Below are 26,558 nucleotides of genomic sequence, written 5' to 3' on the forward strand. Positions count from 1 at the left end.
TGACTGCCATTTTCGCCGCGCTCAAGCCGTAGGTGATGTGGGCCAGCATGGCCTTGCAAACATGAGCGGTTTTCATGCAAAAGTCACTCATGATCAAATCCCGTGCAGGTTTGCTATTATCCCGCCCTTCGTAATGGTCTTTTTTCCAGGTAGTCCTATGTCCGATCGCAGCGCTCGCCTTTATCTTCTCCAGCAAGCTCTCAAGGAACGCATCCTGATCCTTGACGGCGGCATGGGCACGATGATCCAGAGCTACAAGCTGGAGGAGCAGGACTACCGCGGCAAGCGCTTCGCCGACTGGCCGAGCGACGTCAAGGGCAACAATGACCTGCTCGTGCTCAGCCGTCCCGACGTAATCGGCGCCATTGAAAAAGCCTACCTGGACGCGGGTGCCGACATTCTTGAAACCAATACTTTCAACGCCACCCAAGTGTCCCAGGCCGACTACGGCATGCAGGGCCTGGCCTACGAGCTGAACCTGGAAGGTGCGCGCCTGGCCCGCCAGGTGGCCGACGCCAAGACCCTCGAAACCCCCGACAAGCCGCGCTTCGTCGCCGGCGTGCTCGGCCCGACCAGCCGCACCTGCTCGCTGTCGCCGGACGTGAACAACCCTGGCTACCGCAACGTGACCTTCGACGAGCTGGTGGAGAACTACACCGAGGCCACCAAGGGCCTGATCGAAGGTGGCGCCGACCTGATCCTGATCGAGACCATCTTCGACACGCTGAACGCCAAGGCAGCGATTTTCGCCGTACAAGGCGTTTATGAAGAACTAGGCGTCGAATTGCCGATCATGATTTCCGGCACCATCACCGACGCGTCCGGTCGCACCCTCTCCGGCCAGACCACTGAGGCGTTCTGGAACTCCGTGGCCCACGCCAAGCCCATCTCCGTGGGCCTGAACTGCGCCCTCGGCGCCAGCGAATTGCGCCCGTACCTGGAAGAACTGTCGAACAAGGCCAGCACCCACGTATCGGCCCACCCGAACGCCGGCCTGCCCAACGAATTCGGTGAATACGATGAGCTGCCGGCCGAGACGGCCAAGGTCATCGAAGAGTTCGCCCAAAGTGGTTTCCTGAACATCGTCGGCGGTTGCTGCGGCACCACCCCGGCGCACATCGAAGCCATTGCCAAGGCCGTGGCCGGGTATGCGCCACGACAGATCCCGGAAATTCCTCGGGCGTGCCGCCTATCGGGACTGGAACCGTTCACCATTGATCGCAGCTCGTTGTTCGTCAATGTCGGCGAGCGGACCAACATTACCGGCTCCGCCAAGTTCGCCCGGTTGATCCGCGAGGACAACTACACCGAAGCCCTGGAAGTGGCCCTGCAACAAGTCGAGGCCGGCGCCCAGGTGATCGACATCAACATGGACGAGGGCATGCTCGATTCGAAGAAGGCCATGGTGACCTTCCTCAACCTGATCGCCGGCGAACCGGACATTTCCCGCGTACCGATCATGATCGACTCGTCCAAGTGGGAAGTGATCGAAGCGGGCCTCAAGTGCATCCAGGGCAAGGGCATCGTCAACTCCATCAGCATGAAGGAAGGCGTCGAGCAGTTCATCCAGCACGCCAAGCTGTGCAAGCGCTACGGCGCCGCCGTGGTGGTGATGGCCTTCGACGAAGCCGGCCAGGCCGATACCGAGGCGCGCAAGAAGGAAATCTGCAAGCGCTCCTACGACATCCTGGTCAATGAAGTCGGCTTCCCACCGGAAGACATCATCTTCGATCCGAACATCTTCGCCGTCGCCACCGGCATTGAAGAGCACAACAACTATGCCGTGGACTTCATCAACGCCTGCGCCTACATCCGCGACGAACTGCCGTACGCGCTGACGTCTGGCGGCGTGTCCAACGTGTCGTTCTCGTTCCGCGGCAACAACCCGGTGCGCGAGGCGATCCACTCGGTGTTCCTGCTGTATGCGATCCGGGCGGGCCTGACCATGGGCATCGTCAACGCCGGCCAACTGGAGATCTACGACCAGATCCCGGTGGAGCTGCGCGATGCCGTGGAAGACGTGATCCTCAACCGCACCCCCGAAGGCACCGACGCCCTGCTCGCCATCGCCGACAAGTACAAGGGCGATGGCAGCGTCAAGGAAGCGGAAACCGAGGAATGGCGCGGCTGGGAGGTCAACAAGCGCCTGGAGCATGCGCTGGTCAAGGGCATCACCACCCACATCGTCGAAGACACCGAAGAATCGCGTCAGTCCTTCAGCCGTCCGATCGAGGTCATCGAAGGCCCATTGATGGCGGGCATGAACATCGTTGGCGACCTGTTTGGCGCCGGCAAAATGTTCCTGCCGCAAGTGGTCAAGTCCGCCCGCGTGATGAAACAGGCCGTGGCCCACCTGATCCCGTTCATCGAGGCGGAGAAAGGCGACAAGCCGGAGGCCAAGGGCAAGATCCTCATGGCCACGGTCAAGGGCGACGTGCATGACATTGGCAAGAACATCGTCGGCGTGGTGCTCGGTTGCAACGGCTATGACATTGTCGACCTGGGCGTGATGGTGCCGGCGGAGAAGATCCTGCAGGTGGCCAAGGAGCAGAAATGCGACATCATCGGCCTCTCTGGCCTGATCACCCCGTCCCTGGATGAAATGGTCCACGTGGCCCGCGAGATGCAGCGCCAGGACTTTCACCTGCCGCTGATGATCGGTGGCGCCACCACCTCCAAGGCCCACACGGCGGTGAAGATCGAACCCAAGTACAGCAACGACGCGGTGATCTACGTCACCGACGCCTCCCGCGCCGTGGGCGTGGCGACCCAGTTGCTGTCCAAGGAACTGAAACCGGCGTTCGTCGAGAAAACCCGCCTGGAATACATCGATGTGCGCGAGCGCACGTCCAACCGCAGCGCTCGCACCGAACGCCTGAGCTACCCGGCGGCCGTGGCGAAGAAGCCGCAGTTCGACTGGAGCAGCTACCAGCCGGTCAAGCCGACCTTCACCGGCGCGCGAGTGCTGGACGACATCGACTTGAACGTCCTCGCCGAATACATCGACTGGACGCCGTTCTTCATTTCCTGGGACCTGGCCGGCAAATACCCGCGCATCCTCACCGACGAAGTGGTCGGCGAAGCGGCCACCGCGCTGTACGCCGACGCCCGGGCGATGCTGCGCAAGCTGATCGACGAAAAACTCATCAGCGCCCGCGCCGTGTTCGGCTTCTGGCCGGCCAACCAGGTGCATGACGACGACTTGGAAGTCTATGGCGACGACGGCAAGCCGCTGGCGCGCCTGCATCACCTGCGCCAGCAGATCATCAAGACCGACGGCAAGCCGAACTTCTCCCTGGCCGACTTCGTTGCGCCCAAGGACAGCGGCGTGACCGACTATGTCGGCGGCTTCATCACCACCGCCGGCATCGGCGCCGAAGAAGTCGCCAAGGCCTATCAGGAAGCTGGCGACGACTACAACTCGATCATGGTCAAGGCCCTGGCCGACCGCCTGGCCGAAGCCTGCGCCGAATGGCTGCACCAGCAGGTGCGCAAGGAACATTGGGGTTACGCCAAGGACGAGAGCCTGGACAACGACGCCCTGATCAAAGAGCAATACACCGGCATCCGCCCTGCCCCCGGCTACCCGGCCTGCCCGGATCACACCGAGAAGGCCACGCTGTTCCGCCTGCTCGATCCCGAAGCCAGCGAGCTGAAGGCCGGACGCAGCGGCGTGTTCCTCACCGAGCACTACGCCATGTTCCCGGCGGCAGCGGTCAGCGGTTGGTATTTCGCCCATCCACAGGCGCAATATTTTGCCGTGGGCAAGATCGACAAGGACCAAGTCCAGAGCTACACCGCCCGCAAGGGGCAGGACTTGAGCGTGACCGAGCGTTGGTTGTCGCCGAACCTGGGTTACGACAACTGAGCACAAAATGCCGACCGTCGATGGCCCCCAACATCGACAGGTCGGCATTCGTCTGCGCCGCTTAAGCGCAGACTCGGATCAGTTGCGGTGTGACGGCCCAGGTTGAGGTGATCCGTTCCCGGAGATCTCCGTTTCAGCCGCGACGCCCCGCAAGTCATTCAGCTCCCTTCGCGTCAGCTCGACCAGTTTCTGCGTGCGCAGGGTATCCACTGTTCTGCTCAACGCGTTCAGTTGCAGGTTGTACTGCTGCGTATCGACTTCGCCGTCAGCCCGGCGGTCTTCGAGTTCGCTCAGCAGTTGATCACGTCGATGGGCAACGGAATCACTGATGTCGCTCATTTGCTCCGGATATCGCTCGTGTAGGTAGTTCGTCCAGTATTCCCGCGAGACCATGCTCACCAATAGCGCATCGGTCTGCTCTGCCTCAAGAATCGAGGCACGCGTCTGTGCCAGCCGCGCTCCGGTGATCGGGGCGCCGTAGGCCATATGAGAGGGCTGCGCCGGCAAATCGATGCCATCACCCCAACCTGTCGTCAGACCAATGCGATAGCGCAGACGCATTTCTGCCCGGTCCGTGCCCGTGCCTGCTACTTCGGCCAACGTATCGACCCTGTCCAGCCGAAACAATTGCCGCGACAAGCGCAGCAAGGCCTGGCCCCTTAATATCGGGCGGTCCTGGGGAATGTCGCGCAGGGCCTGATAGACAAATACCCGAACCTCCAGCTCGCTGAACGTCAGAATACGACCGTCGATGCAGGTACCGTGGGTCTCAGCGTTCTGGAACAGCAACTGGCGCAACTCGCTGTTCTCGCCGGCAGCCTCCATGACATTCCACACCCTTCGCGTCAGCTCTGCGCGGCCAAACCTGAAATCGAACGTGTCTTGCAAGAGTGCGATCAACTGGAAGAACCGCTCATGATCGTTTTCTTCGGCCAATTGCGTCCAGATTCTGCTCCGCAGGCTTGTCTGCTCAACATCTGAGCCGACCAACCATGGTTCCAACGCCATGGGCGATGTATCACGCGAAGGATCAAGGAGAGGCTCGACCGGGGCGACGGCGGCGTGAGGATCGTGGCCGTCTCCATGGACTTCGCCCTCGGAGTCGTCAAAATCCGAAGTGCCACCTTCACCCTCTCCCGTCTCTAGCACGGCTATCCAGCTGTCCAGCTCGTCCAGGGAAAGGCCCATCAGGCTCGTGCGATTGTGCTGTTCACTGTAGCTACGAAGTTCCCAGAGGGCGTCGAACAAGAGTTCTTCACAATGACTCAGATCCGTCCCGGCCACGAGCGCGTCGTGATTGCCGTTCAGCAGCCCCTCTGGAATATCGGTAAGCGCATTGCTGCTGAGGTTCAGTACACGCAGATGTTGCGCACTCAATACGTGCTGGGGCCATTCCTCTATCTCGTTGTCGCTTAGATCCAGCGTTTCGAGCTGGCCGAAATCCGCAGGATCGAACGTATCCAGCCCGTTGCTGCGCAGGTTGAGTCCACGCAAGCGACCGTTGGCCAATAGCGGGTAAACCGTCTCCGGCGCCAGGTTGTTATAAGCCACCTCCAGGTATTCCAAACGATTCATTTGAAGGACAGCGTCTGGCAGCGCGCTCAGTCCATTGCTGCTCAGGTTCAATTGATTCACATGGGGGAAAGACGCTAAAAAACCGTTCGAACCCTGTTCGCTTAACAAGACCCCCGAAAGATCCAGGTCCGTTACACCAGGTAGTCGTTCAACCATCTGAGGCAAGTCGCCCAGCTGTAGACCATGCAGACTCAGTGTCTGCCCTGCCCCATCCAAGCGCGTCAAGCCTTCTTGCCACGCGTCGCGAATGCGTTTCGCCGCAAACACTCGGTTCTGGGAAGACACTATGCTCCTGCCTTGGCGTAGTTGCCGTGTAAAGATCCAACCATTCAACTGACGAGTCAGCGAGTGACGTGCCTGGTGCCACTGACTGATCTGCGCGTCGATTTGCCTGTTGGTCATCCCGTCCCTGCGCCACTGCTCAAGCTTCAGCGCGGCCTGTTCCGACGTCATGCTCGGATCCACACGCTGCAGACGAAGTTGCAGCCCGGCATCTCCCTCGGCCACTGCCGATTCCTCTGGCAGAGGCAATAAAAGTTGAGCGATCGACCAGCCTGTTTCTGAAGGCGGGAAATGAAGCGGTATCGTTTCCTGGGCAAATCGCGCCAACGCGCCTTGGGGAAGTCCTGTTGCATGCTCGACGCGTTGCCGCGCCGCGCCTAGGGCTGCTTCGCCTTCAGGGCTGAAGGGATTCCCGGTCAAGTTGACTTTCAGCAAAACCTCGTCACTGGACAGCACTGTCGATGGCAGCAACCGCAGCTGGTTGTCACGCAAGTCCAGCCAAGCCAGTTGCGAGAGGTGCTCGGCCCCGGTCGGCCAAGCCTGCAATTGGGTTGCCTTGAGATTCAACGCCCTGAGCTGCGTCAAGGCGCTGACATCGAAGGTGTTGAGCGGGTTGTTTTCCAGGTTCAGTTCTACAAGATTCTTCACGTCGTTGAATTGTGCTTGCAGAGCAGGTTGGACGAGCAGGTTGTTGTTGCGCATGTCCAGTTGCCTTAAGGCCGGCAAGTCGCCGGCGACAAAAGGCAATTCGGTGAAGCCACTGTCACTGATGTCCATGATCAGTGTGCCACTGAAGGCCCTGAAGAAGTTGCGTGCCTGCTCCAGGGAAACGTCCAACGACCCAAGGTTCAATGTTCGGACATGGGAAAAACTGCCGGTGGGCAACACCGGCAGCATCGTTATTTTTTCAGTGGCAAGACTCGATCCGGATGGAGGCAACTCAAACCTGGCGCTACCCACCTGCAGACCAAAACGCCGGTGTAGAGCATCGGTCCAGCTGTTTCGCAAGACGCGAAACAAGCGTCCGCCTTCGGGCTCTCTCCAGTGCGCTGAAAGAACAGCATGTGTCAATCCGGCAGGCTCAGTCGGCTCATAAAACTGGGTAAAGATTGCATCGTGTTCAGCCCTGAGTGTTTCCAGCGCATCAAATCGTTCCTGGGGGGTGTTCGAAGCGTTCTTGAATCGCTCGGGCAGGCGTCCCAGGTACTCGCTCCTCCCGATCATGAGCTGCAATTGCTCGTGACAGTACTCGTCCACCATTCGGTCCAGATCAACCAGATGACCGAACGCACCGGAGTAGCTGCTGACGTACCGGTAGGCACGCTTGAAGGCTTCGGGAGTCAGTTTTGACCAATCCAGCGACAACCCGCTCCACAGCTTTTCGTGCCCTTCGAATATCGCCTCAGGCAACGTGTGTATAGACGTGTGCGTCAAGTCCAGGCGTTCGAGTTGCGGCAGGCTCTGCACAGAGTCGGGCCATCGCGATAACGCATAGGGCGCCTCGATCTTCAACGTTCGCAAACGGCTCAACGGCGTCAGATCAAGACCTTGGATGATGGCCGAGTCGAAACCTGAGTAGTAGATGTGCAACGCCTCCAGTGAAGTCAACGCTGTGAGTCTCGCCGGGAAATCCGCTGCCAACATGGAAGCGCCGGTGGTGAACCGCAGATTGATGAGCTTTGGCATCTGGCCCACGGCTTGCGGCAATGTGGTCAGCGGTTGTGCTTGGATGGACAGATCGATATAGGCGTTTTCCCGCCCGCCAATCGACAATTTCGTCACGCCGGGAAAATGCGCCAGGAAGGCATCCGCATTGGCGTCGGTCAGGCCGCTGCCCACGATCGACAATTCACGCACGTGTGAAAAGTCGGCGCTGATTGCCGGCGGCGACTCTTCGCAAGAAAGCGCCAAGCGCGCTGCTTCAGGCAGCTCCTGTGCCAGCGGGCCATTGCGCCAGCTGTCCTTGAGCGCCAGCACAAATTGATTTTTGTGAAAGTCGGCCGAAGTGCCCGTCGCCGCTCCCCGCCATTGATCGAGCGCATCACTGAGCGCGTCCCACTCACGCTGGCGCGTTTGCAGTACCGAATAGATCTGCTGATCTGTCTTGCCCCGCTGCTGCCGGATAAAGGCCTGGGCCTGCTGTCCCTCCGGATAAAGCGCCTCCACCCGCGCCTCCAGGGAAGGATTCATCCCCCTGCCACGCCCGCTGGCGTAATAGCCCTTGAGCGTCGCGCTTATTCGAACCGGTGGCTTGAAGCGTTTGGCGTGAGGCTCCAGGAACTCTGTCAGTACCTCGTGATGCGAGTCAGCGTAATCGATGATTTTGCGTTGCAGTTCGCCGCTCGGATCGACACGCGACAACCCCAGTGCGGAACGCGCATCATCAGGCAAGGTTTGCAGGAGCGAGCCGTAGAAGTTGTCACCCTGGCGGGGGATGCTGTCGAGCGTTTCCCCACGCTCATTGAACGCCTGATAACGAGGTCCGTTTTTGATCAGGTACTTTGTTTCACGCGCATATTTGTCGCCGATGCTATCCAGCAGTACACCCTTGGTGCTTTCCTCGCGGACTTCCAGACGCACTGCATCCGGCCATCCCGGCAATCTTTCCAAGGCACGCAATGCCAGGCGCCGGCTGTCAGCTGAGGTGATATTGTCGCTGCGCAATCGTGCATACGCCCGAACCTGACGTCCTTGTCGTGCATACCAGCGGGCCTCTTCCAGCATCTTTAATGGCGTGCGTCGCGTTGCATCCAGACGAGCCAGATCAGCGGAACTGCCCTGGGCGATCACCTCCTGCGCGGCAGCCTCGCCAAGGCCGGGACACTCACGTTGCAAGATCCTGATTCGAACGTCCGTCGATTCCGCGTAGTAGAGACTGTCGAAAATCGCCGGCTCATGGGGTTGGGCAAAATCCTCCGGTTGCCGGATGGTCACTTTGGAGGGTGTCGCACCGTGCAACCGGCCCGCCACCTGGCCTGCCTCGGCATCCGCCTTGAACAGGCGCATTGCATCCCTCAGCCCAGGCGGGGGAGCCGCACGGTCCATGTGCATTTTGCGCAAGGTGTCGTCGCTGACGCCGCTGATATCGGCGAGCCGGAGCAGCACCTCGTCCGAGAACGCTGCGGTCTCATGCCCGATGCGCCTGAGCAGTGTCAGGCGATCCCACGTCATCGGACGTTCAAGCGAATGTCGCCAGGCGCCAGTACCGTTATGCACGAGGATGGGTTGATACGCCGCGGTGTCCGTCGGATGCTTGACGCGCCATTTGTGAATCGACTCGTCGAAAAACTGCTCGTAGGCCTTGCCCCCTTGCCGGATATAGGTCTTGCCATCGACTTCGTATTGCCCCAACGCGTTCGGAGCGCTCCTGCCGTCGAGCGTTACCGCGCTTTCATAGCCGCTCAGATCCGGCCTCCACAGGCGAATTTCGCCATTGGGCAATGTCACGGCCTGAAGGCGCTCGATCACCGGTTCCGGTTTGATAGCGACCAGCTTGCTGAACCCGGCGCCCGCGCCGGCCATGACGCCAATCATCGCCAGGTTTTGCGCGACATCGACCAAGTGCGCCTTGGCGGCTCGTTTATCGCCTTCACCCCACTCGACTGCACCGTCAAGGGTTTCGTACAACAGTTGTCCCGCCATGACCGTCATCATGACCTCACCCAACACCGGAACGAACATGGACAGCATATTCACGGCAAACAGACCCAGCTGCTCCAGATGGGCGAGTTTTGCGGCTCTAGTCTTGACGTCGACGTCATTGGTGGGAACTGCATGACTGCGCGCATCGGCGAGCACCCTTTCACGATGCTGGTCGTAGAGGTAGGTCCACAGATCCAGGTTATCAGCCCACAACGCCCGGCCTTCCTGAGGGCGCGTTGAAGTGGCGATGTACGGGGCAGGATTGCGCTGCATCTTTGGACGTTTAGGAGGAAGCTCATTGGGCTGCGTCAGAAGCGAAAAAGGATCGACGAAAGGCAGCCACTGCACACTTAATGGATCGCTCGATGACCCGGCCACTTCCTGGACAAACTGGCTGAAGAAATAGGGTCGCTTGTCGTAGGGCACGAACTGGCTGAAGAAACGCTGATAGGACGTCGGCTTGGTGTCTTGCGATTTCCCGGTATCGGGAGTGGTCAGCAACTGTTTGAAACGCCTATCCAGTTGGTCGTTGTTGTAGCGTTTCAATGGATGCACGGGGTCATGGGGAACGTAGAGAATCAATTCAGTGCTGTAACGATGCATCTCACAAATCGAGAACGCGATACAGCCCACCAGCCTCTGCTTCATCAGGGTCATGTCTTCGAACCAGACCGGTTTTTCATCGATCCAGGGGTTGTTCTGTCCCTTGATGACCGAGCGGATCATCGCGTAATCCTTGGGTTCGATATCCTTTGCCAGCAGCGCTTGCTCGGCTGCGGCCCTCAGCGCGGTTTTCTGGCTGGCAATGAAGTGCTGGCGAAGCGTCGTGTCGGTCGTCGCGTCAGCCGGGTAGAAAAATGACTTGAGGTAGGCCTGGTACTTCGCACCGATATCCAGCGTGCGGCACAAGGTCAGGAATTGACCGACCGACATGTCCAACGCCACCGACGTGTCAGTGCCGGGCGGGTCCGTTTCAACTACAAATCTGGAGCTTTCGTGGTAGGCGTCCTGGTCACACTCCCAGCGTTCAAAGTTGTGCAGCGCGGCTTGCAGCAGGGGCAACTTGAACAGTTCGAACCAAGTCACTTCGGTATTCAACACACCCAATTTCAGCGGTCGCCTGAGGCTTAGCTGGGTCTTGTCGACGTCCACCTCAATCTTGAATCGGTCTTTCAGTGCCTTGCGCAGTAGCGGCCTGGCAAAACTGTCGATGTCCTGGAACGTTGACAGGGTTTTATCCAGCTGGGTCTGTGCTGCGAATTTGTCCTTGAAACAGGCATCCACAACCTTACGCTGCGCTGGCGAAGCGTTCCTATACCAGGCCGGCGCTTGGGTTCCGGCTTGTTTGATTTCCTGTTTGCGGAGTGTCGAAGCCTCGATAAGCCAGGCGGGCATTGCGGTTTCCAAAAAACCTGCGTGCAAACTCTCCGTAGCCCGCGGTCTTGTCTGTTGTGCTTTTTCCGGCGTATGTGTGGAACTGGGTGACATAGGTCGCTCCTTTGAATGAAGCGACAGCAAACCAGCTCGGCGAAGCGTATATGCGGTACATAGTTATGGAGGAATCGGCACTGTGTAACAGAACGAGAATGAGCAGATTCAATCCACGAATGCGCAGTTTGACTATGCTTTGTCGGGACGACTTTTAGTGAGGGATGTATGGACGATCCAGTCGACAACAAACCGCCAACGCTGTTGCAGATGATGCACAGCGTGCTGGCTGCGGCGCTCGGTGTGCAGAGCAACAAGAACCGCGCCCGGGATTTCACCCACGGCAAGCCGACTCACTTTGTGATATTGGGAATCGCGTTCACGGTGATCTTTGCCCTGACGCTGTTTGGCATCGTCAAGCTGGTGGTGCATCTGGCGGGTTTGTAGAAACCTCCGGCATAAACCCTGCGGGAGCTGGCGAACCGGCTCCCGCATTGGCATTGCGTGGGCGGCAGATTATTGATGGCTGACCCAGAACACCGCCGTGCCCACCACCAGGATAATCAGGAACAGAATGGCCCAGGCATCAACGGTACTGTCGCTTTTCCTTGCTTTGGTCGGATTGCTCATTGCATCGCCTCTTGTCGGTTTTGTAGGTGATTGCATAGGGACTCGACCACAGTTAAGACGATGATTGCCCGTACGACAAATGTGGGTTAGGCAATAATCGATCTCATTAGTCGATTTGGTTCTTTACATATACTCAAACATCACTTTTGCGCATAACTCAAAACAGGTATCTTGCACCGGCTCCTCTAGGAGTGCGCGGCCGTGCGCGCAGAATTGCCGAGGCAGAACCCGATTTCAGCGAGCCACCTGCAGCTGTTTCTGATCGGCCCAAGCCTGAGAACGAGACTTATATGTACGTATATGACGAGTACGATCAGCGGATCATCGAGGACCGCGTCAAGCAGTTCCGGGATCAGACCCGACGCTATCTGGCAGGCGAGCTGAGCGAAGAAGAATTCCGCCCTCTGCGCTTGCAGAATGGCCTGTATATCCAGCGCTTCGCCCCGATGCTGCGCGTGGCGGTGCCTTATGGTCAGTTGACTTCGCGCCAGGTACGCAAGCTGGCCCAGATTGCCCGCGACTATGACAAGGGCTACGCCCACATCAGTACCCGGCAGAACGTCCAGTACAACTGGCCTGCCCTGGAAGACGTGCCGGAAATTCTCGCGGAACTGGCCACGGTGCAGATGCACGCGATCCAGACCAGCGGCAACTGCCTGCGCAACGTCACCACCGACCAGTTTGCCGGTGTTGCGGCCGACGAGGTGATCGACCCGCGCCCATGGTGCGAAATCGTCCGTCAATGGACGACGTTCCACCCGGAATTCGCCTACCTGCCGCGCAAGTTCAAGATCGCCATCAACGGCTCGAGCTCGGACCGCGCCGCTATTGAAGTCCATGACATCGGCCTGGAAACGGTCTACAACGCCGCAGGAGAGCTGGGCTTCCGTGTGCTGGTGGGTGGCGGCCTCGGCCGTACCCCGGTGGTCGGAGCGTTCATCAACGAGTTCCTGCCGTGGCAAGACCTGTTGAGCTACCTCGACGCCATCCTGCGCGTATACAACCGCTACGGTCGTCGCGACAACAAGTACAAGGCGCGGATCAAGATCCTGGTCAAGGCCCTGACGCCTGAAGTCTTCGCCGAGAAGGTCGAAGCCGAGATGGCCCACCTGCGCGGCGGCCAGACCACCCTGACCGAAGCCGAAGTGCAACGCGTGGCCAAGCATTTCGTCGACCCGCAATACAAGGCTTTGGACAACGGGGACGCCGAACTGGCTGCCCTTGACAAGGAACATCCCGGCTTCGCCCGCTGGCGTACCCGCAACACCCTGGCCCACAAAAAGCCGGGCTACGTTGCAGTGACCCTGTCCCTGAAGCCCACCGGCGTTGCGCCGGGCGACATCACCGACAAACAACTGGACGCCGTCGCCGACCTGGCCGACCGCTACAGCTTCGGCCAGCTGCGCACCTCCCACGAGCAGAACATCATCCTCGCGGACGTCGAGCAGAGCCAGTTGTTCACCCTGTGGGGCGAGTTGCGCGAGCAAGGTTTCGCCACGCCGAACATCGGCCTGCTGACCGACATCATCTGCTGCCCCGGCGGTGATTTCTGCTCCCTGGCAAACGCCAAGTCGATCCCGATCGCCGAATCGATCCAGCGCCGCTTCGACGACCTAGATTATCTGTTCGACATCGGCGAGCTGGACCTGAACATTTCAGGTTGCATGAACGCCTGCGGCCACCACCACGTGGGCCACATCGGCATCCTGGGCGTGGACAAGAAAGGCGAAGAGTTCTACCAGGTCTCCCTCGGCGGCAGTGGCAACCGCGACGCCAGCCTGGGCAAGATCCTTGGCCCGTCGTTTGCCCAGGACGCCATGCCTGACGTGATCGAGAAACTGATCGACGTGTACATCGAACAACGTACCGAAGACGAGCGTTTCATCGACACTTATCAACGTATTGGCATCGACCTCTTCAAGGAACGCGTCTATGCAGCGAATCATTAAGAACAACGAGGTCGTCGACGAAACCTGGCACCTGCTGCCCAAGGACGCGACCTTCGATGGCATTTCCAACTGCGATGACTTGATCGTGCCCTTGGCCCTGTGGCGCGACCATGCCCACGCCCTCAAGGCCCGCGACGGCGGTCTGGGCGTGTGGCTGGACGCCGACGAGGAAGCCGAAGAAATCGGCGATGACGCCAATCAGTTGCAGGTCATTGCCTTGAACTTCCCGGCCTTCACCGATGGGCGCAGCTACTCCAACGCCCGCCTGTTGCGTGACCGTTATGGCTTCAAAGGCGAATTGCGGGCGATTGGCGACGTGCTGCGCGACCAGCTCTTCTACATGCGCCGCTGCGGTTTCGACGCCTTTGCCCTGCGGGCCGACAAAGACCCCTATGAAGCTCTCGAAAGCCTCAAGGACTTCTCCGTGACCTACCAGGCCGCTACCGACGAGCCGCTGCCGCTGTTTCGTCGTCGCTGATAACGGGAAAACGAAAAAGCCCTGATCCGGGTGCACCGGATCAGGGCTTTCTTATTCACCGGTCAATGACCGCGCGTTACCAGAACCGCTGCTGCGTCAGGCGACTCCACCAGCTCAGCAGCACGCGGTCCACCGAACCGCTGGCGGCCATGCCAATACGCTCTTGCAGGCTTTTACGTTCGGCATAGTGCAGGTGGTAAAGGTCAGCGGTCTTGGCCCTTTCGGCCAGGTATTCGTCGCTGGTTTTCAGTTCGTCAACCAGACGCTTGCTCAGTGCGGCAACACCCAGCCAGACTTCACCGGTCGCCACTTCATCGATGGCCAGTTGCGGGCGATAGTTGGCCACGAAGTTCTTGAACAGCTCATGAGTAATGTCCAGGTCTTCCTGGAATTTCTCCCGGCCCTTCTCGGTGTTTTCACCAAACACGGTCAGGGTCCGCTTGTATTCGCCGGCTGTCAGCACTTCGAAATCGATGTCGTGTTTCTTCAGCAGGCGATTGACGTTGGGCAACTGGGCGACGACGCCGATGGAGCCCAGGATGGCGAAGGGGGCGCTGATGATCTTCTCGCCGATGCACGCCATCATGTAGCCGCCGCTCGCCGCGACTTTGTCGATGCACACCGTCAGCGGCACGCCGGCCTGGCGGATCCGCGCCAGTTGCGACGAGGCCAGGCCATAGCTGTGAACCATGCCGCCACCGCTTTCAAGGCGCAGCACCACTTCGTCCTTCGGGGTCGCCAGGGTCAGCAGCGCGGTGATTTCGTGGCGCAGGCTTTCGGTGGCGGAAGCCTTGATGTCACCGTCGAAATCCAGCACGAACACCCGAGGCTTGGCGGCCGGCTTGTCTTTTTGTTTCTTCCCGGCTTTTTCAGCCTTGCCTTCGGCCTTGCGCAGGGCCTTGAGCTGGTCCTTGTCCAGCAGCGTCTGCTCCAGGCGCTCGCGCAACCCTTTGTAGAAATCGTTGAGCTTGCTGACCTGCAACTGCCCGGCCGACTTGCGTCGCCCCTTGCTGCGCAGCGCAGCAAAGCTGGCCATGACCACCAGAATAGCGATCACCAGCGTCACCGTCTTGGCCAGGAAACCGGCGTATTCGACAAAAAACTCCACAGCGACTCCTTAAATGCAATGCGCCACTGAACGCAGGCGCGTAACGCTGCCAGCATACCCATGCGCCTGCCCTGCTGCCAGCCATGAAATCTGTGGTTACCTTAGCGTCCGCCAAGGTGAAGCCAAGCACTCAAACGGGGCAGGCTCCCTCGCTATGGGCTGTAACGGCCATTTCAAACAAGCGTATGTTTTTTCATTGACAGGCCAACGCCATCCTCATAACCTCGCCAAACCTTCAACGTACCGGGATGACGCGGACGTGGGCAGCATTTATCTGATTCGACATGGCCAGGCCTCCTTCGGTGCGGACGACTACGATGTCCTTTCGCCCAACGGCATACGTCAGGCGCAAGTGCTGGGCAGCCATCTGGCGGAGCTCGGGGTCGTGTTCGATCGCTGCCTCTCGGGCGACCTGCGTCGCCAGCAGGACACCGCCATCGGCGCGCTAGGCCAGATGGCCGCCGCCGGGCTGCCGGTTCCAGAACTGGAAATCGACGCCGCGTTCAATGAATTCGATGCCGACGCAGTGATCCGCGCCCTGTTGCCGGACATGCTGCCCGAAGAGCCCGAGGCCCTGCATATCCTGCGTAATGCTGCGCAGAACCGCGCTGAATTCCAGCGTATCTTTGCCTTGATCGTCGAGCGCTGGCTCGCTGGCCAATACGACCCGCCGGGGCTGGAAAGCTGGCTGGGTTTCGTCGAGCGCGTCCAGGCTGGCCTGCAGCGCCTCCTCGAAAAGGCCGACAAGACCGACAAGATCGCCGTGTTCACCTCCGGCGGAACCATTACCGCCCTGCTCCACCTGATTACCCAGATGCCTGCCCGGCAGGCCTTCGAACTGAACTGGCAGATCGTCAACACCTCGCTCAACCACCTGAAATTCAGGGGCCGCGAGGTGGCCTTGGCTTCCTTCAACAGTCATGCGCACCTGCAACTGCTGAAGACCCCGGACCTCATCACCTTTCGCTGAGTCCGGATTACTTGCAGACCCTTGCTGTACCACCCAAATAAGGACCGAAACCATGACCTCCGTAGCCGACGCCGTAAAAGCCATGCAAGCCAAGTTCAACCCAGCCGCCGCTGCCGGCCTGGACCTGGTGTTTGGTTTCAATATCACTGACGAAGACAAGCAGTACGCGCTGATCGTCAAGGATGGCACTTGCGACATCCAGGAAGGCGAGAACCCCGACGCCAATTGCACACTGATCATGGACAGCGAAACCCTCAAGGGCATCGTCAGCGGCGAAACTGACGGCATGCAAGCCTTCATGGGCGGCAAGCTGCGCGTCGAAGGCGACATGATGCTATCGATGAAGCTGTCCGAGCTGTTCCCTTCCTGAGATCGGCTCGCGCCACCGCTGTAGCCGAATCCCGCCCTTGTGGCGGGATTTTTGTTTCCTCTGCATGGCCACCGCATCGCGAGCGGATCACGGTGGTATCGGACAAAACTGCCAGCTCTTACAATGCCCGCTTCCCCCGCAACGGCCCGACCATGGACATCGACCTCGCCCGCACCTTCCTGGAAATTGTCCGCCACGGCAGCCTCGCCGCCGCGGCTGAAAAGCTGCACGTCACCCAGACTGCAATTACCGCCCGGGTACAGAAGCTTGAGAGCCAGCTCGGCTGTGGGTTGTTCGTGCGCAACCGGGCCGGCGCCCGGTTGACCGCCGATGGCGAAGCCTTCGTGGTCTATGCCAATCAGCTCGTACAAACCTGGGAGGCCGCTCGCCGCGACCTGCCGTTGCCCGAGGGTTATCGCAACGTTCTGCACCTCGGCGGAGAAGTCAGTTTGTGCAACCCCTTGATGCTTGCCTGGGCCGGGGCGCTGCGCCAGGCAATTCCCGGCCACGCCCTGCGCATGGACATCCGTGACGGGGAAAAGCTGTTGCAACAACTGGAGCTGGGGCTGCTGGACGCAGCGGTGGTGTATCAGCCCGAATACTGGCCAAGGCTGCAAGTCGAACAGCTTTTGGAAGAAAAGCTCATCCTCGTGCGCCTGGCTGCTCACCCCGAACCCTACGTGTACATCGATTGGAGCGCCGATTTTCGCCGGCAGCACGATACAGCGCTGCCGGACAAGGCCAAGGCCGCCGTGACCTTCAATCTCGGCCCCCTGGCGTTGCAGTACATCCTGGAAAACGGTGGCAGCGGTTATTTCCGCACGCGGGTCGTGAAGAGCTACCTGGACAGTGGAATCCTCGAGCGGGTGCCCAAGGCGCCGGAGTTCAACTACCCGACCTACCTGGTGTATTCCAGGGATCGGGATTCGGCGGCGTTGCAGCAGGCATTCGAGGTGTTGCGGGGGATCGTCAAGACGGGCAGCGATTGGTCCCAGCGCTGGGATCCGCTGGGCTGATGCCCCGGTATCTGTGGCGAGGGGATTTATCCCTCGCCACAACGGTTCTTAGCTAATCGCCATCCTGCTACCTCTGCACCAACTTGGCGATCTTGTCCTTGGTCTGCAAGCGTTCTTTCTTGAGTGTCTCCAAAGCAGGATCGGAAAGCGTGACGGGCGGCTTCTCGGCATTCACGACCTCGGCATCGATTCGCGCATACTTCTTGAGCAATTCGTCGAGCGTCGGATCCTCGCTACGTTTTTGCTGGATGTGGTCTGTTGTGCAATCAAGATCCTGGCAAAGATCATGGGACACCGGCATGGAGCACCTCCTTCATGAGTTCGGTGGCACGTGCTTTTCTTGGCACTGCCTGTCATCAGCATGGCCTTGCCGGTCGGCTTCTGTCGACCGCCAATCCGACCAGCGGTGACCGTTCGTCGTCCCGCCATGCGCTGCGATCAAACCTTCACCCGCGTATCGCCCTCCATTGATCAGTGACCACAAGAAACACTTGTACAACCTGTGTGGAGACTTACCTATGGACAGATTTACCCTGCGTCAACTCGGCCTGGCAGTTGCCTTGAGTACCAGCATGGGCATGGCATGGGCCGCGACGTCCAACGACTTCGTCGACAACGCGGCGGCCGGCGGCATTGCGGAAATCGAAACCAGCAAGCTGGCATTGCAAAAAAGCCAATCGGCGGACATCAAGGAGTTCGCCAACAAGATGATTACCGACCACACCAAAGCCAATGAAGAGCTGAAGGCGCTGGCGCAAAAACATGACATCGAAGTCCCTGACGACACCACGTTGATGAAGAAGGCCAAGGCCAAGATTCTTGATGTGCGCGATGAGTCCTTCGATCCGGCCTACGCCAATAACCAGGTGATGGCCCATGAAGAAACCATCGCCCTCTTCAAGAAGGAGGCCGAGACCGTCACCGACGACAAGAAGCCCGGTAATACCGAACTGAAAGCGTTCGCCCAGAAAATGCTGCCGGACCTGCAGCATCATCTGGAAATGGCCAAGAAACTTCAGGCTGCTCATCCAAGCAAGTAACACCGCAAGTCCCGGGGCCGTCCTCACGGAAAGACGGCCCCGCTCCCTTCTCATTGCCCTGCAATAACTCCCTGCCCCTGCTACCGCCGGTCGGCACTGTCAATTCCTACAGTAGAAACTGTTGCTGTGCTCTCCTAGGGTCCCGCTCAACAGACACCTGTTCATGAGCGTCCAACCTAATGGGGGCTTTGCCGTCGCAGGTTTCGTTTAGCCAGGAGCGAAATCATGAGCGATAAGCTGGTATTGACTCGAAGCGGCAGCGGCATCGCCGTGAAGATTGCAGCACTGTTGGGATGGTTTGCCTTGACTCTCCAACTCTGCCTGATCCTTGTCTCGCGTTGGCAGGGCGGCAAGAGTCTGCTGGGTGGGGCGGACATTTTCTTCAGCTATTTCACTGTATTGACCAATATTCTCGTCGCACTGGTGTTGAGCTATGCCGCCACCTCAGGGGATTCGGCATTGCGCCGGTTTTTCCTGAACCCCAAGGTCCAGGGCGGTGTGGCCGCTTCGATTGTACTGGTCGGGCTGGCCTACAACTTGCTGCTGCGCAATGTCTGGGATCCGCAAGGTTGGCAATGGGTGGCCGACGAATTGCTGCACGATGTGATGCCAGTGGTGTTTATGCTCTATTGGTGGTTCTGCGTGCCCAAGGCACCGCTGCAATGGCGGGATATCGGACCATGGCTGCTTTATCCGCTGGCTTATTTCATTTATGCGCTGGTGCGGGGCGCCATTGTCGACTCGTATCCTTATCCGTTTATCGAAGTGAACACGTTGGGGCTTACGCAAGTGTTGATCAACGCGGTCATGGTGCTGGTGGGGTTCGTGCTGGTGTCGCTGGCGGTGGTCGCCCTGGATCGCTGTAAGGGCACGCGCTGAGCGGCTGAAGCCAAGGGGTATGATCCATTCCCGGTGTGCACTGCCTTGCCGCACACCGGGGGGAACCTGTCCATCTGGCAATCAACCGCCGTCAGTGTCGATGTCAGCATCCGTGCTGTCATCGGACTTAGGCCGATCAGGATCAGGCTCAAAACCTGGACTGAAGGTGTTGTCATTGTCCTGGTGATGTTGTTTCTGATCGACCTCGCTATCAGCGCTCTGGGCCTCGTCCGCCCCAGGTGGGCTCACCGGTTGGGCGCCCGACGAGTTGGCCTGGGTCTGCGGATCGATGGCCGGGTCGTTGCGCGGGGACGTGGTCTGCGTCTGGCCTTGCTGCTGCGTATTTGCAGGCTTGTCGTTCATAGGCACCTCTCATGACAGGGCCGGCTAATGACCGGCCTTGGTTATTCGAAGGTCGCGAAGGGGCCTGGGTTCCATTTTGTTTACAGTGTCGCGTTCACCCGCCCAGTACTGACCTGACCATCCGGGTCAGCGCCTCCGGGTTATAGGGTTTGCTCAGCAAATAAGTGTCGGGACTCAATTGATGGTTGCGCGAGATGATGTCGCGCGTGTGCCCCGAGGTGAACAACACGGGCACCGGTGGGATCTGGACCTTGGCCCAGGCCGCCAGGTCGGAACTCTTGATCAGGCCGGGCATGACCACGTCAGTGAAAATAAGATCCACCGCGACGCCTTCCAGCAAGAGCTTCATTGCCTCGTCGCCGTTGGCGGCGGTCAAGGTCCGGTAACCGGACAGTTCGAGCAAGTCCACCGAGGCGCTGCGCACTTCATCGTTGTCTTCCACCACCAGGATCGTTTCCTGTCCGCCGGAGGCGAGTGTGCTCTGGTGCGCCGAATCCGAGGCTTCAGGCTGGTGGCTGCGCGGGAAGTACATGTGCACCTGGGTACCTTCCCCCGGGCGGCTGGAAATTTCAATATGACCGCCGCTCTGCTTGACGAACCCGAAGACCATGCTCAACCCGAGCCCGGTGCCCTGGCCGTCGGTCTTGGTGGTAAAAAATGGCTCGAACACTTGGTTCAGGACTTCCGGCGCCATGCCTGCGCCGCTGTCGATCACCGACAGTCGTACGTAATCGCCGGCAGCGACGCCCTTGCCAACGCAGGATGATTCATTCAGCACGATGTTGTCGCCGATCATGCTGATGACGCCTTCGCCGCCCATGGCATCGCGGGCGTTGATCGCCAAGTTCAACAGGGCATTTTCCAACTGGTTGCGATCGACATGGATACACCAAGGCTCAACGGGCAACGAGACCTCGATCCGAATGGTTTCGCCCAAGGCCCGTTGCAGCAACTCGCCCAGGCCATCATAGATGCGCCGTGGGTTGTAGACCGCCGGCGACAATGGCTGGCGTCGGGCAAAAGCCAGCAGTTGCGATGACAACTTGGCGCCCCGCTCCACGGCTTCGATTGAAGCCCCCACCCGCCGCTGCACGTTGGGATTGTCAGGTTCGTGACGAGCCAGCAAGTGCAGGTTGCCGGCGATCACCTGCAACAGATTATTGAAGTCATGGGCCACGCCGCCGGTGAGCCCACCGATGGCCTCGAGTTTCTGCGACTGGCGCAACTGATCTTCAGCCGCCAACCGTGCCTGTACCTCGTCGGCGACGCGTTGCTCCAGATCGCGGGTGAACTTGAGCAATGAGGCTTCGGCGGTCTTGCGCTCGTTGATATCGATCAGCACACCGGGAAAGCGCAGGGGCTTGCCCAACGCATCGAACTCGCATCGACCGCTGGCCAGCACCCAAAGGTAATCGCCCTCGCCACGGCGCACACGGTATTCAGCGGTGTAGGGTGTGCCCGTGCGCACCGTCAAATCGACCCGTTGCTCAACGTCTTCAAGGTCATCCGGATGGATACGCTGGCGTGCGATTTCGATGGGCAATGCGTCCAGCGGACATTCCGGCGGATAGTCGAACGTACGCGCGAAACGCTCATCGCCAGACAGGGTGTCGGCCTGGATATCCCAGACAAACGAACCCAGCAACGGCCCGGCCGAGAGCGCCAGTTGGATGCGTTCATTCACCGCACGGTAACCGCGCTCAGCCTCTTGCCGGGCCCGCTCGGTCAGTACCAGTTCGGTGGTTTCCACGACGATGGCCAACACGCCCGCCGGTGTGTGATCGTCGTCGGGCACCGGGCTGTAATAGAGGTCCATCCAGACATCTTCGGGCTTGCCATCGCGCAGCAGCACCAGCTCCTTGCTGCGATAGGACAACGTGCCACCGGCCAGGCACACGTCCAGCACGTGGCGATTGAACTCGGCCACTTCCGGCCAGCCCAACTCCACCGCGCGTCCCAACAGATAGGGATGACGGCCGCCCGCAAACTCGGCATAGGCGTCGTTATAAATCATGAAGCCCTGGCGGCCCCACAACATGACCATTGGCAAGGGCGAAGCCAACATCAATTGGACGGCGCTGCGCAGGCTGGCGGACCAGTGCTCGATCGCGCCCAGTTCGGTGCGACCCCAATCGTACGCCCGGATGCGCCGGGCCATTTCGCCGTCCCATCCGGGACACCCGTTATTCTGGGATAAGAACTTCATGGAACGACTCTCACCTCAAACTACCAGCAGGGAAGCGGCATACCACAAGTCCCTTGTGCTAGTGCTTCGAGCGCAAGGTTGGCAATTGGTTTCATGCGGCAGGTGCGCGCCGCTCCCCGTGGCGAGGGAGCTTGCTCCCGCTGGGGGGCGCAGCCGCCCCAAATCGGTTTTCCTGATTCTTCAGACGGACCGCGCCAGCTGTATTGCGACGGCTGCGCCGCCGAGCGGGAGCAAGCTCCCTCGCCACGGGCTGCAGCGCTAACGAAAATCCCGGCTGCGCACATGGATGCCCGCCAGCAGTCCGGTCAGGTCGCTCAAGCGCCCGGCGATCAGGTGGCGGACTTCACCGACACTCTCCCAGCGCCCATCCACCCTGAGCAATTGCGATCCCACCAGGACCTTGCGCTGGCGTTCGGCGAGGTCGCGCCAAACCACTACGTTGAGGTTGCCGAATTCATCTTCCAGGGTGACGAAGGTCACGCCGCTGGCCGTGCCCGGGCGCTGGCGACCGGTGACCAGACCGGCGACGCTGACGTTGCGACCATGTTCAACGTCCTGCAACTCCCGCGAACTGCGGCAGCGCCGGGCGCGCAGTTCGGGACGCAGCAAGGCCAGCGGATGAGGGCCCAACGTCGTGCCCAGCGTGGCGTAGTCAGCGAACAGATTTTCTCCCACGGTGGGTTTTGGCAAATCCACGGGCGGCTCTTCCTGACTGGGCAGGCCCGCGAACAGGCCCAGTTGTTTTTGTACCCCGGCAATGTCCCAACGGGCGCGGTGGCGATCGCCGGCCAGACCGCGCAAGGCACTGGCGTCAGCCAGTTGTGCCAAGGCCCGGGCATCAAGTCGAGCACGCTCGCCGAGGTCGGCCACATCGCTGAAAGCCCGCTGCCCGCGAGCTACCTCGATGCGCCTGGCATCGTCCTCGCGAAAACCCTTGATCATGCGCAGGCCCATGCGAATGGCCGGTTGCTGGCCTTCCAAGGGTTCGAGACTGCAGTCCCAATCGCTGGCGCGCACGTCCACCGGACGGATCTGCAACTGATGGCGGCGAGCATCCTGGAGGATCTGGTCCGGGCTGTAGAACCCCATGGGCCAACTGTTGATCAAGGCACAGGCGAACGCCGCCGGTTCGTGGCATTTGAGCCAGCTGCTGGCGTAGGTCAGCAAGGCGAAACTGGCGGCGTGGGATTCAGGGAAACCGTAATTGCCGAAGCCTTTGATCTGCTCGAAGATTTGCGCGGCATATTCAAGGCTGTAACCCCTGGCCTCCATCCCGTCGGCCAGCCGCTTCTTGTGAGGCTCAAGCCCACCGTGGCGTTTCCAGGCAGCCATGGAGCGACGCAGCTGGTCCGCTTCACCCGGACTGTAACCCGCGGCGACGATGGCGATCTGCATGACCTGTTCTTGGAATAGCGGAACACCCAAGGTACGTCCCAATACTTCTTCCAATTCTGGCGAAGGGTAAGTGACAGCCTCCTCCTTGTTTCGCCGACGCAGATACGGATGGACCATGCCGCCCTGGATCGGTCCCGGCCGCACGATCGCCACTTCGATCACCAGGTCGTAATACTCCTTGGGTTTGAGCCGCGGCAACATTGCCATCTGCGCCCGGGATTCGATCTGGAACACGCCGATGGTGTCGGCGCGGCTGATCATATCGAACGTGGCTTTGTCGTCCTTGGCCAGCGACGCCAAGGTATGGCGTATGCCCCGGTAGTGCGCGATCAAATCGAAACATCGGCGAATCGCGCTGAGCATGCCCAAGGCCAGGATGTCCACCTTGAGCAGCCCGACCGCATCGAGGTCGTCCTTGTCCCACTGGATGATGGTGCGCTCGGCCATGGCGGCGTTTTCCACCGGCACCAGGGTGTCCAGGGGCTGCTGGGAAATCACGAAGCCGCCGGGGTGCTGGGACAAGTGCCGGGGAAAGCCGATCAACTGCTGGGTCAGCCCCAGCACCCGACGCAACACCGGGCTGTCCGGGTCGAAACCGCCCTCACGCAAGCGGTCCAATGGCGGTGCCTCGTCACTCCAACGCCCGCAGCAATCGGCCAGGGCATTGACCTGGTCCGGCGGCAGGCCCAGGGCCTTGGCCACGTCGCGCACCGCCCCGGCACCGTGGTAACTGCTGACCACTGCGGTCAACGCCGCGCGATGGCGGCCATAACGCTGGAACACGTACTGCAAGACTTCTTCACGGCGCTCATGTTCGAAATCGACATCGATGTCCGGCGGCTCATTGCGCTCGCGGGACAGGAAACGCTCGAACAGCATCTCGGTACGGCTCGGGTCGATTTCGGTGATGCCCAGGGCAAAGCACACCGCCGAGTTGGCCGCTGACCCGCGTCCCTGACAGAGAATATTGCGGCTGCGGGCAAACCTGACGATATCGTGGACCGTGAGGAAATAACTGTCGTAACCCAGCTCGGCGATCAACTTCAATTCCTTGTCGATCTGCACCCGCACCTTGTCTTCCACGCCGTCCTTCCACCGCTCGCGCATGCCGCGTTCGGCCAGCTTCCGCAGCCATGACGCCGGGTCGTGGCCCTCAGGCACCAGCTCGCGCGGGTATTCATAGCGCAACTGATCGAGATCGAAGGTACAACGCCGGGCGATCTCCAGGGTTTCATCGAGCAAGGCGCGAGGGTAGAGATCGGCCAGATCCTTGCGGCTGCGCAAATGACGCTCGCCGTTGGGATGCAGACGCTGGCCCGCCTCGGCCACGGTGACGTGGTGGCGGATGGCAGTCATGGTGTCTTGCAAGGCGCGGCGACCGCGAACATGCATGTGCACATCGCCCGTGGCGACAGCAGGAAGATCCAGGCGTGTGGCCAACGCCAGCAAGTCGGCCAGGCGCTTGCGGTCGTCCTGTCCGCAATGCAACTGCACGGCCAGCCACAGGCGCCCGGCAAAAAAACGCTGGAGCCAACGGCCTTGCGCCTCGGGATCCTTGCCGCCGGGAACCCACAACGCCAACAGTCCCGGCAGGGGTTCGTCGAAATCTTCCCGGACGATGCGATAACGGCCCTTCTCGCTGCGACGCCGGGCGCGGGTGATCAGCCGGCACAAGGCTTGATAGCCTTCGAGGTTTTCCACCAGCAGCACCAGCTTGGGGCCATCCTCGACCTGGATTTCGCTGCCCACGATCAGTTGCAGCTCCAGCTCTTTGGCCGCCTGCCAGGCCCGGACGATCCCGGCCAGGGTGCATTCATCGGTAATCGCCAGGGCCCGATAGCCCTGTTGTCTGGCACGGCGACACAGCTCCAGGGCGCTGGAGGCGCCGCGCTGGAAGCTGAAGTTCGACAAGCAATGCAGTTCGGCGTAGTCGATGTTCATGCGAACCAGCCTTGCAGCCATAACGGCCCGCTTTCGCCCACCGGTCGATAGGCCCAGGCGCGTTGCCCGGTACGGGTTTCGATCAGGTAGTAATCGCGGCGCACGTCGGCGCCGTCCCACCAGCCGGACTCGATGCGTTCCGGGCCCATGAGGATGCGCGCCTGACTCTCGGGCAACGCCTGGGGCTCGCCAAGCAGCCAGCCGGGACGCTGGATTTCATCGCGCAGAGGACAGGCCTGGCGCCAAGGCTCGGGCGTCAGTTGCCAAGCGCACTCAGGTCGATGATCGTCGCCAAACCCCAGCCCTTGCACGGCATCGTCGCCCAGGCGCGCCCGCAGTCGTTCGCGCAATTGCTCCCAGGGCAAGGACTGCTGGGGACGTTCGTCGAACAACTCCAGGCGCTGGGGCACGAAGCTCGGCAGGTCTTCGGCGCACAACCGAACACCGCGCACGGGTGCCTCGACCTGTACCTGTTCGAGACGGCCACGAGCCAGTTCGAACAGCATTGAAGGGTCCCGCTCGGCGCTGAGCAGGCCGACCTTGATCACCGTGTCGGGCAAACCCGCATGCTCCAGATGCAGGTCGAAGCGCTGCACGCCGCTGTCGCGCCCGGCTAAAAAGGCCGACAGATCACCGGTCAAGCGGCGCAGCGGAAACAGCAACGCTTGGTGCGATTGCACGTCGTAATTGAGCTCGATACGCACATCGAAACGGTCCGCAGGCAAATAGAACGACAGCGCCAGGGGGCGATTGCCCGTCAGCGCGTCGAAGTGCTTGAGCACGTCGGCCTCGAAGCGCCGCGCCAAGGTGTGTCGGGGCAAGGCCTGGACCTGGTCCAGGCGGCGCAGGCCCATGCGCGACAACGCCGTGGCGACGTCGGGCGCCAGGCCGATGCGGTCCACGGGCATGTGCTCCAGGTACGCTTGCAGGGTCTCGCCATCGGGCACCACCAGGGCATCATAAGCATTGGCCAGTACCCGCGCTGCCACCGGGTTGGGGGCAGCGACGATGCGATGGCGAAAGCCCAGTTCCGTCAGTTCGTCCCGCAAGCGCGCCTCGAATACCGGCCAGGGCCCGAACAGCCCCAGGCTCGATTCGATTTCGAACACCACCGTGCGCGGGTAATGCACGCTGACCTGGGAACTGAAGCGGTAGGCCCAGGCTGCCAGGAATTGTTGCCAATGCTCGATCTGCGCCGCGTCGTACTCGGCCGTGGCAAACCCTTTGCTCAGGGCCTGGGCGGCGGTCATGGTCTGCCCGGGCCGCAAGCCCAGGGCGCGGGCCGGTTCATTGACCGCTTGCAACACTCGACGCTGGGCCGGACCGGTCAGCAGCGCCAGGGGCTCGTCGGGATCGGGGCGCTGGCGCAACGCGGCGTCCAACGCCAATTGCGGAAAGAGGATACAGACCCAGCGCAT

General features: G+C 60.5%; 16 protein-coding genes. 9 read left to right on the forward strand and 7 right to left on the reverse strand.

The features are described from left to right. Positions 1-157: 157 nt before the first annotated feature. Positions 158-3,868 (forward strand): methionine synthase, encoded by a 3,711-nt coding sequence (gene metH / locus J3P82_RS15650; RefSeq protein WP_434557647.1) that lies wholly within the window; start codon positions 158-160, stop codon positions 3,866-3,868. A gap of 78 nt (positions 3,869-3,946) precedes the next feature. Here metH and J3P82_RS15655 read toward each other — a convergent pair whose 3' ends face one another. Then, positions 3,947-10,855, reverse strand: a complete 6,909-nt coding sequence (locus tag J3P82_RS15655) for an NEL-type E3 ubiquitin ligase domain-containing protein (protein WP_434557648.1) — start codon at positions 10,853-10,855, stop codon at positions 3,947-3,949. Between the two features lie 168 nt (positions 10,856-11,023). On the opposite strand from J3P82_RS15655, the gene J3P82_RS15660 reads away from it, so the two are divergent. The 3 genes from J3P82_RS15660 to J3P82_RS15670 all read left to right on the forward strand — a co-directional run bounded on the left by J3P82_RS15660 (position 11,024) and on the right by J3P82_RS15670 (position 13,852). Next, entirely contained in the window at positions 11,024-11,242 is a 219-nt protein-coding gene (locus J3P82_RS15660; RefSeq protein ID WP_434557649.1) for a DUF2970 domain-containing protein, read from the forward strand. Positions 11,243-11,715: 473 nt separating this feature from the next. Next, positions 11,716-13,374 (forward strand): nitrite/sulfite reductase, encoded by a 1,659-nt coding sequence (locus tag J3P82_RS15665; protein WP_434557650.1) that lies wholly within the window; start codon positions 11,716-11,718, stop codon positions 13,372-13,374. Beyond that, positions 13,358-13,852, forward strand: a complete 495-nt coding sequence (locus J3P82_RS15670) for a DUF934 domain-containing protein (protein ID WP_434557651.1) — start codon at positions 13,358-13,360, stop codon at positions 13,850-13,852. Before J3P82_RS15665 ends, J3P82_RS15670 begins: the two co-directional genes overlap by 17 nt. Before the next feature lie 76 nt (positions 13,853-13,928). On the opposite strand, the gene sohB is transcribed toward J3P82_RS15670, so the two are convergent. After that, positions 13,929-14,960 (reverse strand): protease SohB, encoded by a 1,032-nt coding sequence (gene sohB / locus J3P82_RS15675; RefSeq protein WP_434557652.1) that lies wholly within the window; start codon positions 14,958-14,960, stop codon positions 13,929-13,931. A 259-nt stretch (positions 14,961-15,219) separates the two neighbouring features. Between sohB and J3P82_RS15680 the strand changes: the two genes are divergently transcribed. The 3 genes from J3P82_RS15680 (at position 15,220) to J3P82_RS15690 (ending at position 17,316) form a co-directional block, all read left to right on the forward strand. Beyond that, the gene (locus J3P82_RS15680; protein ID WP_434557653.1) at positions 15,220-15,930 is read left to right on the forward strand and encodes a histidine phosphatase family protein; all 711 of its coding nucleotides are present in this window, start codon (positions 15,220-15,222) and stop codon (positions 15,928-15,930) included. Between the two features lie 52 nt (positions 15,931-15,982). Next, on the forward strand, positions 15,983-16,300 hold the full coding sequence (locus tag J3P82_RS15685) for an SCP2 sterol-binding domain-containing protein (RefSeq protein WP_434557654.1): 318 nt from the start codon (positions 15,983-15,985) through the stop codon (positions 16,298-16,300). Between the two features lie 152 nt (positions 16,301-16,452). Then, the gene (locus J3P82_RS15690; protein ID WP_434557655.1) at positions 16,453-17,316 is read left to right on the forward strand and encodes a LysR family transcriptional regulator; all 864 of its coding nucleotides are present in this window, start codon (positions 16,453-16,455) and stop codon (positions 17,314-17,316) included. A gap of 67 nt (positions 17,317-17,383) precedes the next feature. On the opposite strand, the gene J3P82_RS15695 is transcribed toward J3P82_RS15690, so the two are convergent. Then, positions 17,384-17,617: a YdcH family protein gene (locus tag J3P82_RS15695; protein ID WP_434557656.1), complete on the reverse strand. Its 234-nt coding sequence runs from the start codon at positions 17,615-17,617 to the stop codon at positions 17,384-17,386. A 217-nt stretch (positions 17,618-17,834) separates the two neighbouring features. On the opposite strand from J3P82_RS15695, the gene J3P82_RS15700 reads away from it, so the two are divergent. Beyond that, positions 17,835-18,356, forward strand: coding sequence for a DUF4142 domain-containing protein (locus J3P82_RS15700; RefSeq protein ID WP_434557657.1), 522 nt, complete (start codon positions 17,835-17,837; stop codon positions 18,354-18,356). A gap of 225 nt (positions 18,357-18,581) precedes the next feature. Then, entirely contained in the window at positions 18,582-19,235 is a 654-nt protein-coding gene (locus tag J3P82_RS15705) for a Pr6Pr family membrane protein (protein WP_434557658.1), read from the forward strand. Positions 19,236-19,316: 81 nt separating this feature from the next. Here J3P82_RS15705 and J3P82_RS15710 read toward each other — a convergent pair whose 3' ends face one another. The 4 genes from J3P82_RS15710 to J3P82_RS15725 form a co-directional block, all read right to left on the reverse strand. Continuing rightward, positions 19,317-19,598: a hypothetical protein gene (locus J3P82_RS15710; RefSeq protein ID WP_434557659.1), complete on the reverse strand. Its 282-nt coding sequence runs from the start codon at positions 19,596-19,598 to the stop codon at positions 19,317-19,319. 94 nt (positions 19,599-19,692) lie between these two features. Further along, positions 19,693-21,804, reverse strand: a complete 2,112-nt coding sequence (locus J3P82_RS15715) for an ATP-binding protein (protein ID WP_434557660.1) — start codon at positions 21,802-21,804, stop codon at positions 19,693-19,695. A 258-nt stretch (positions 21,805-22,062) separates the two neighbouring features. Then, positions 22,063-25,161, reverse strand: a complete 3,099-nt coding sequence (locus tag J3P82_RS15720; protein WP_434557661.1) for an error-prone DNA polymerase — start codon at positions 25,159-25,161, stop codon at positions 22,063-22,065. Then, the gene (locus tag J3P82_RS15725) at positions 25,137-26,558 is read right to left on the reverse strand and encodes a Y-family DNA polymerase (RefSeq protein WP_434557662.1); all 1,422 of its coding nucleotides are present in this window, start codon (positions 26,556-26,558) and stop codon (positions 25,137-25,139) included. Before J3P82_RS15725 ends, J3P82_RS15720 begins: the two co-directional genes overlap by 25 nt.

Source organism: Pseudomonas sp. Z4-20, from assembly GCF_051131955.1.
Classification (GTDB): Bacteria; Pseudomonadota; Gammaproteobacteria; order Pseudomonadales; family Pseudomonadaceae; genus Aquipseudomonas; species Aquipseudomonas marvdashtae.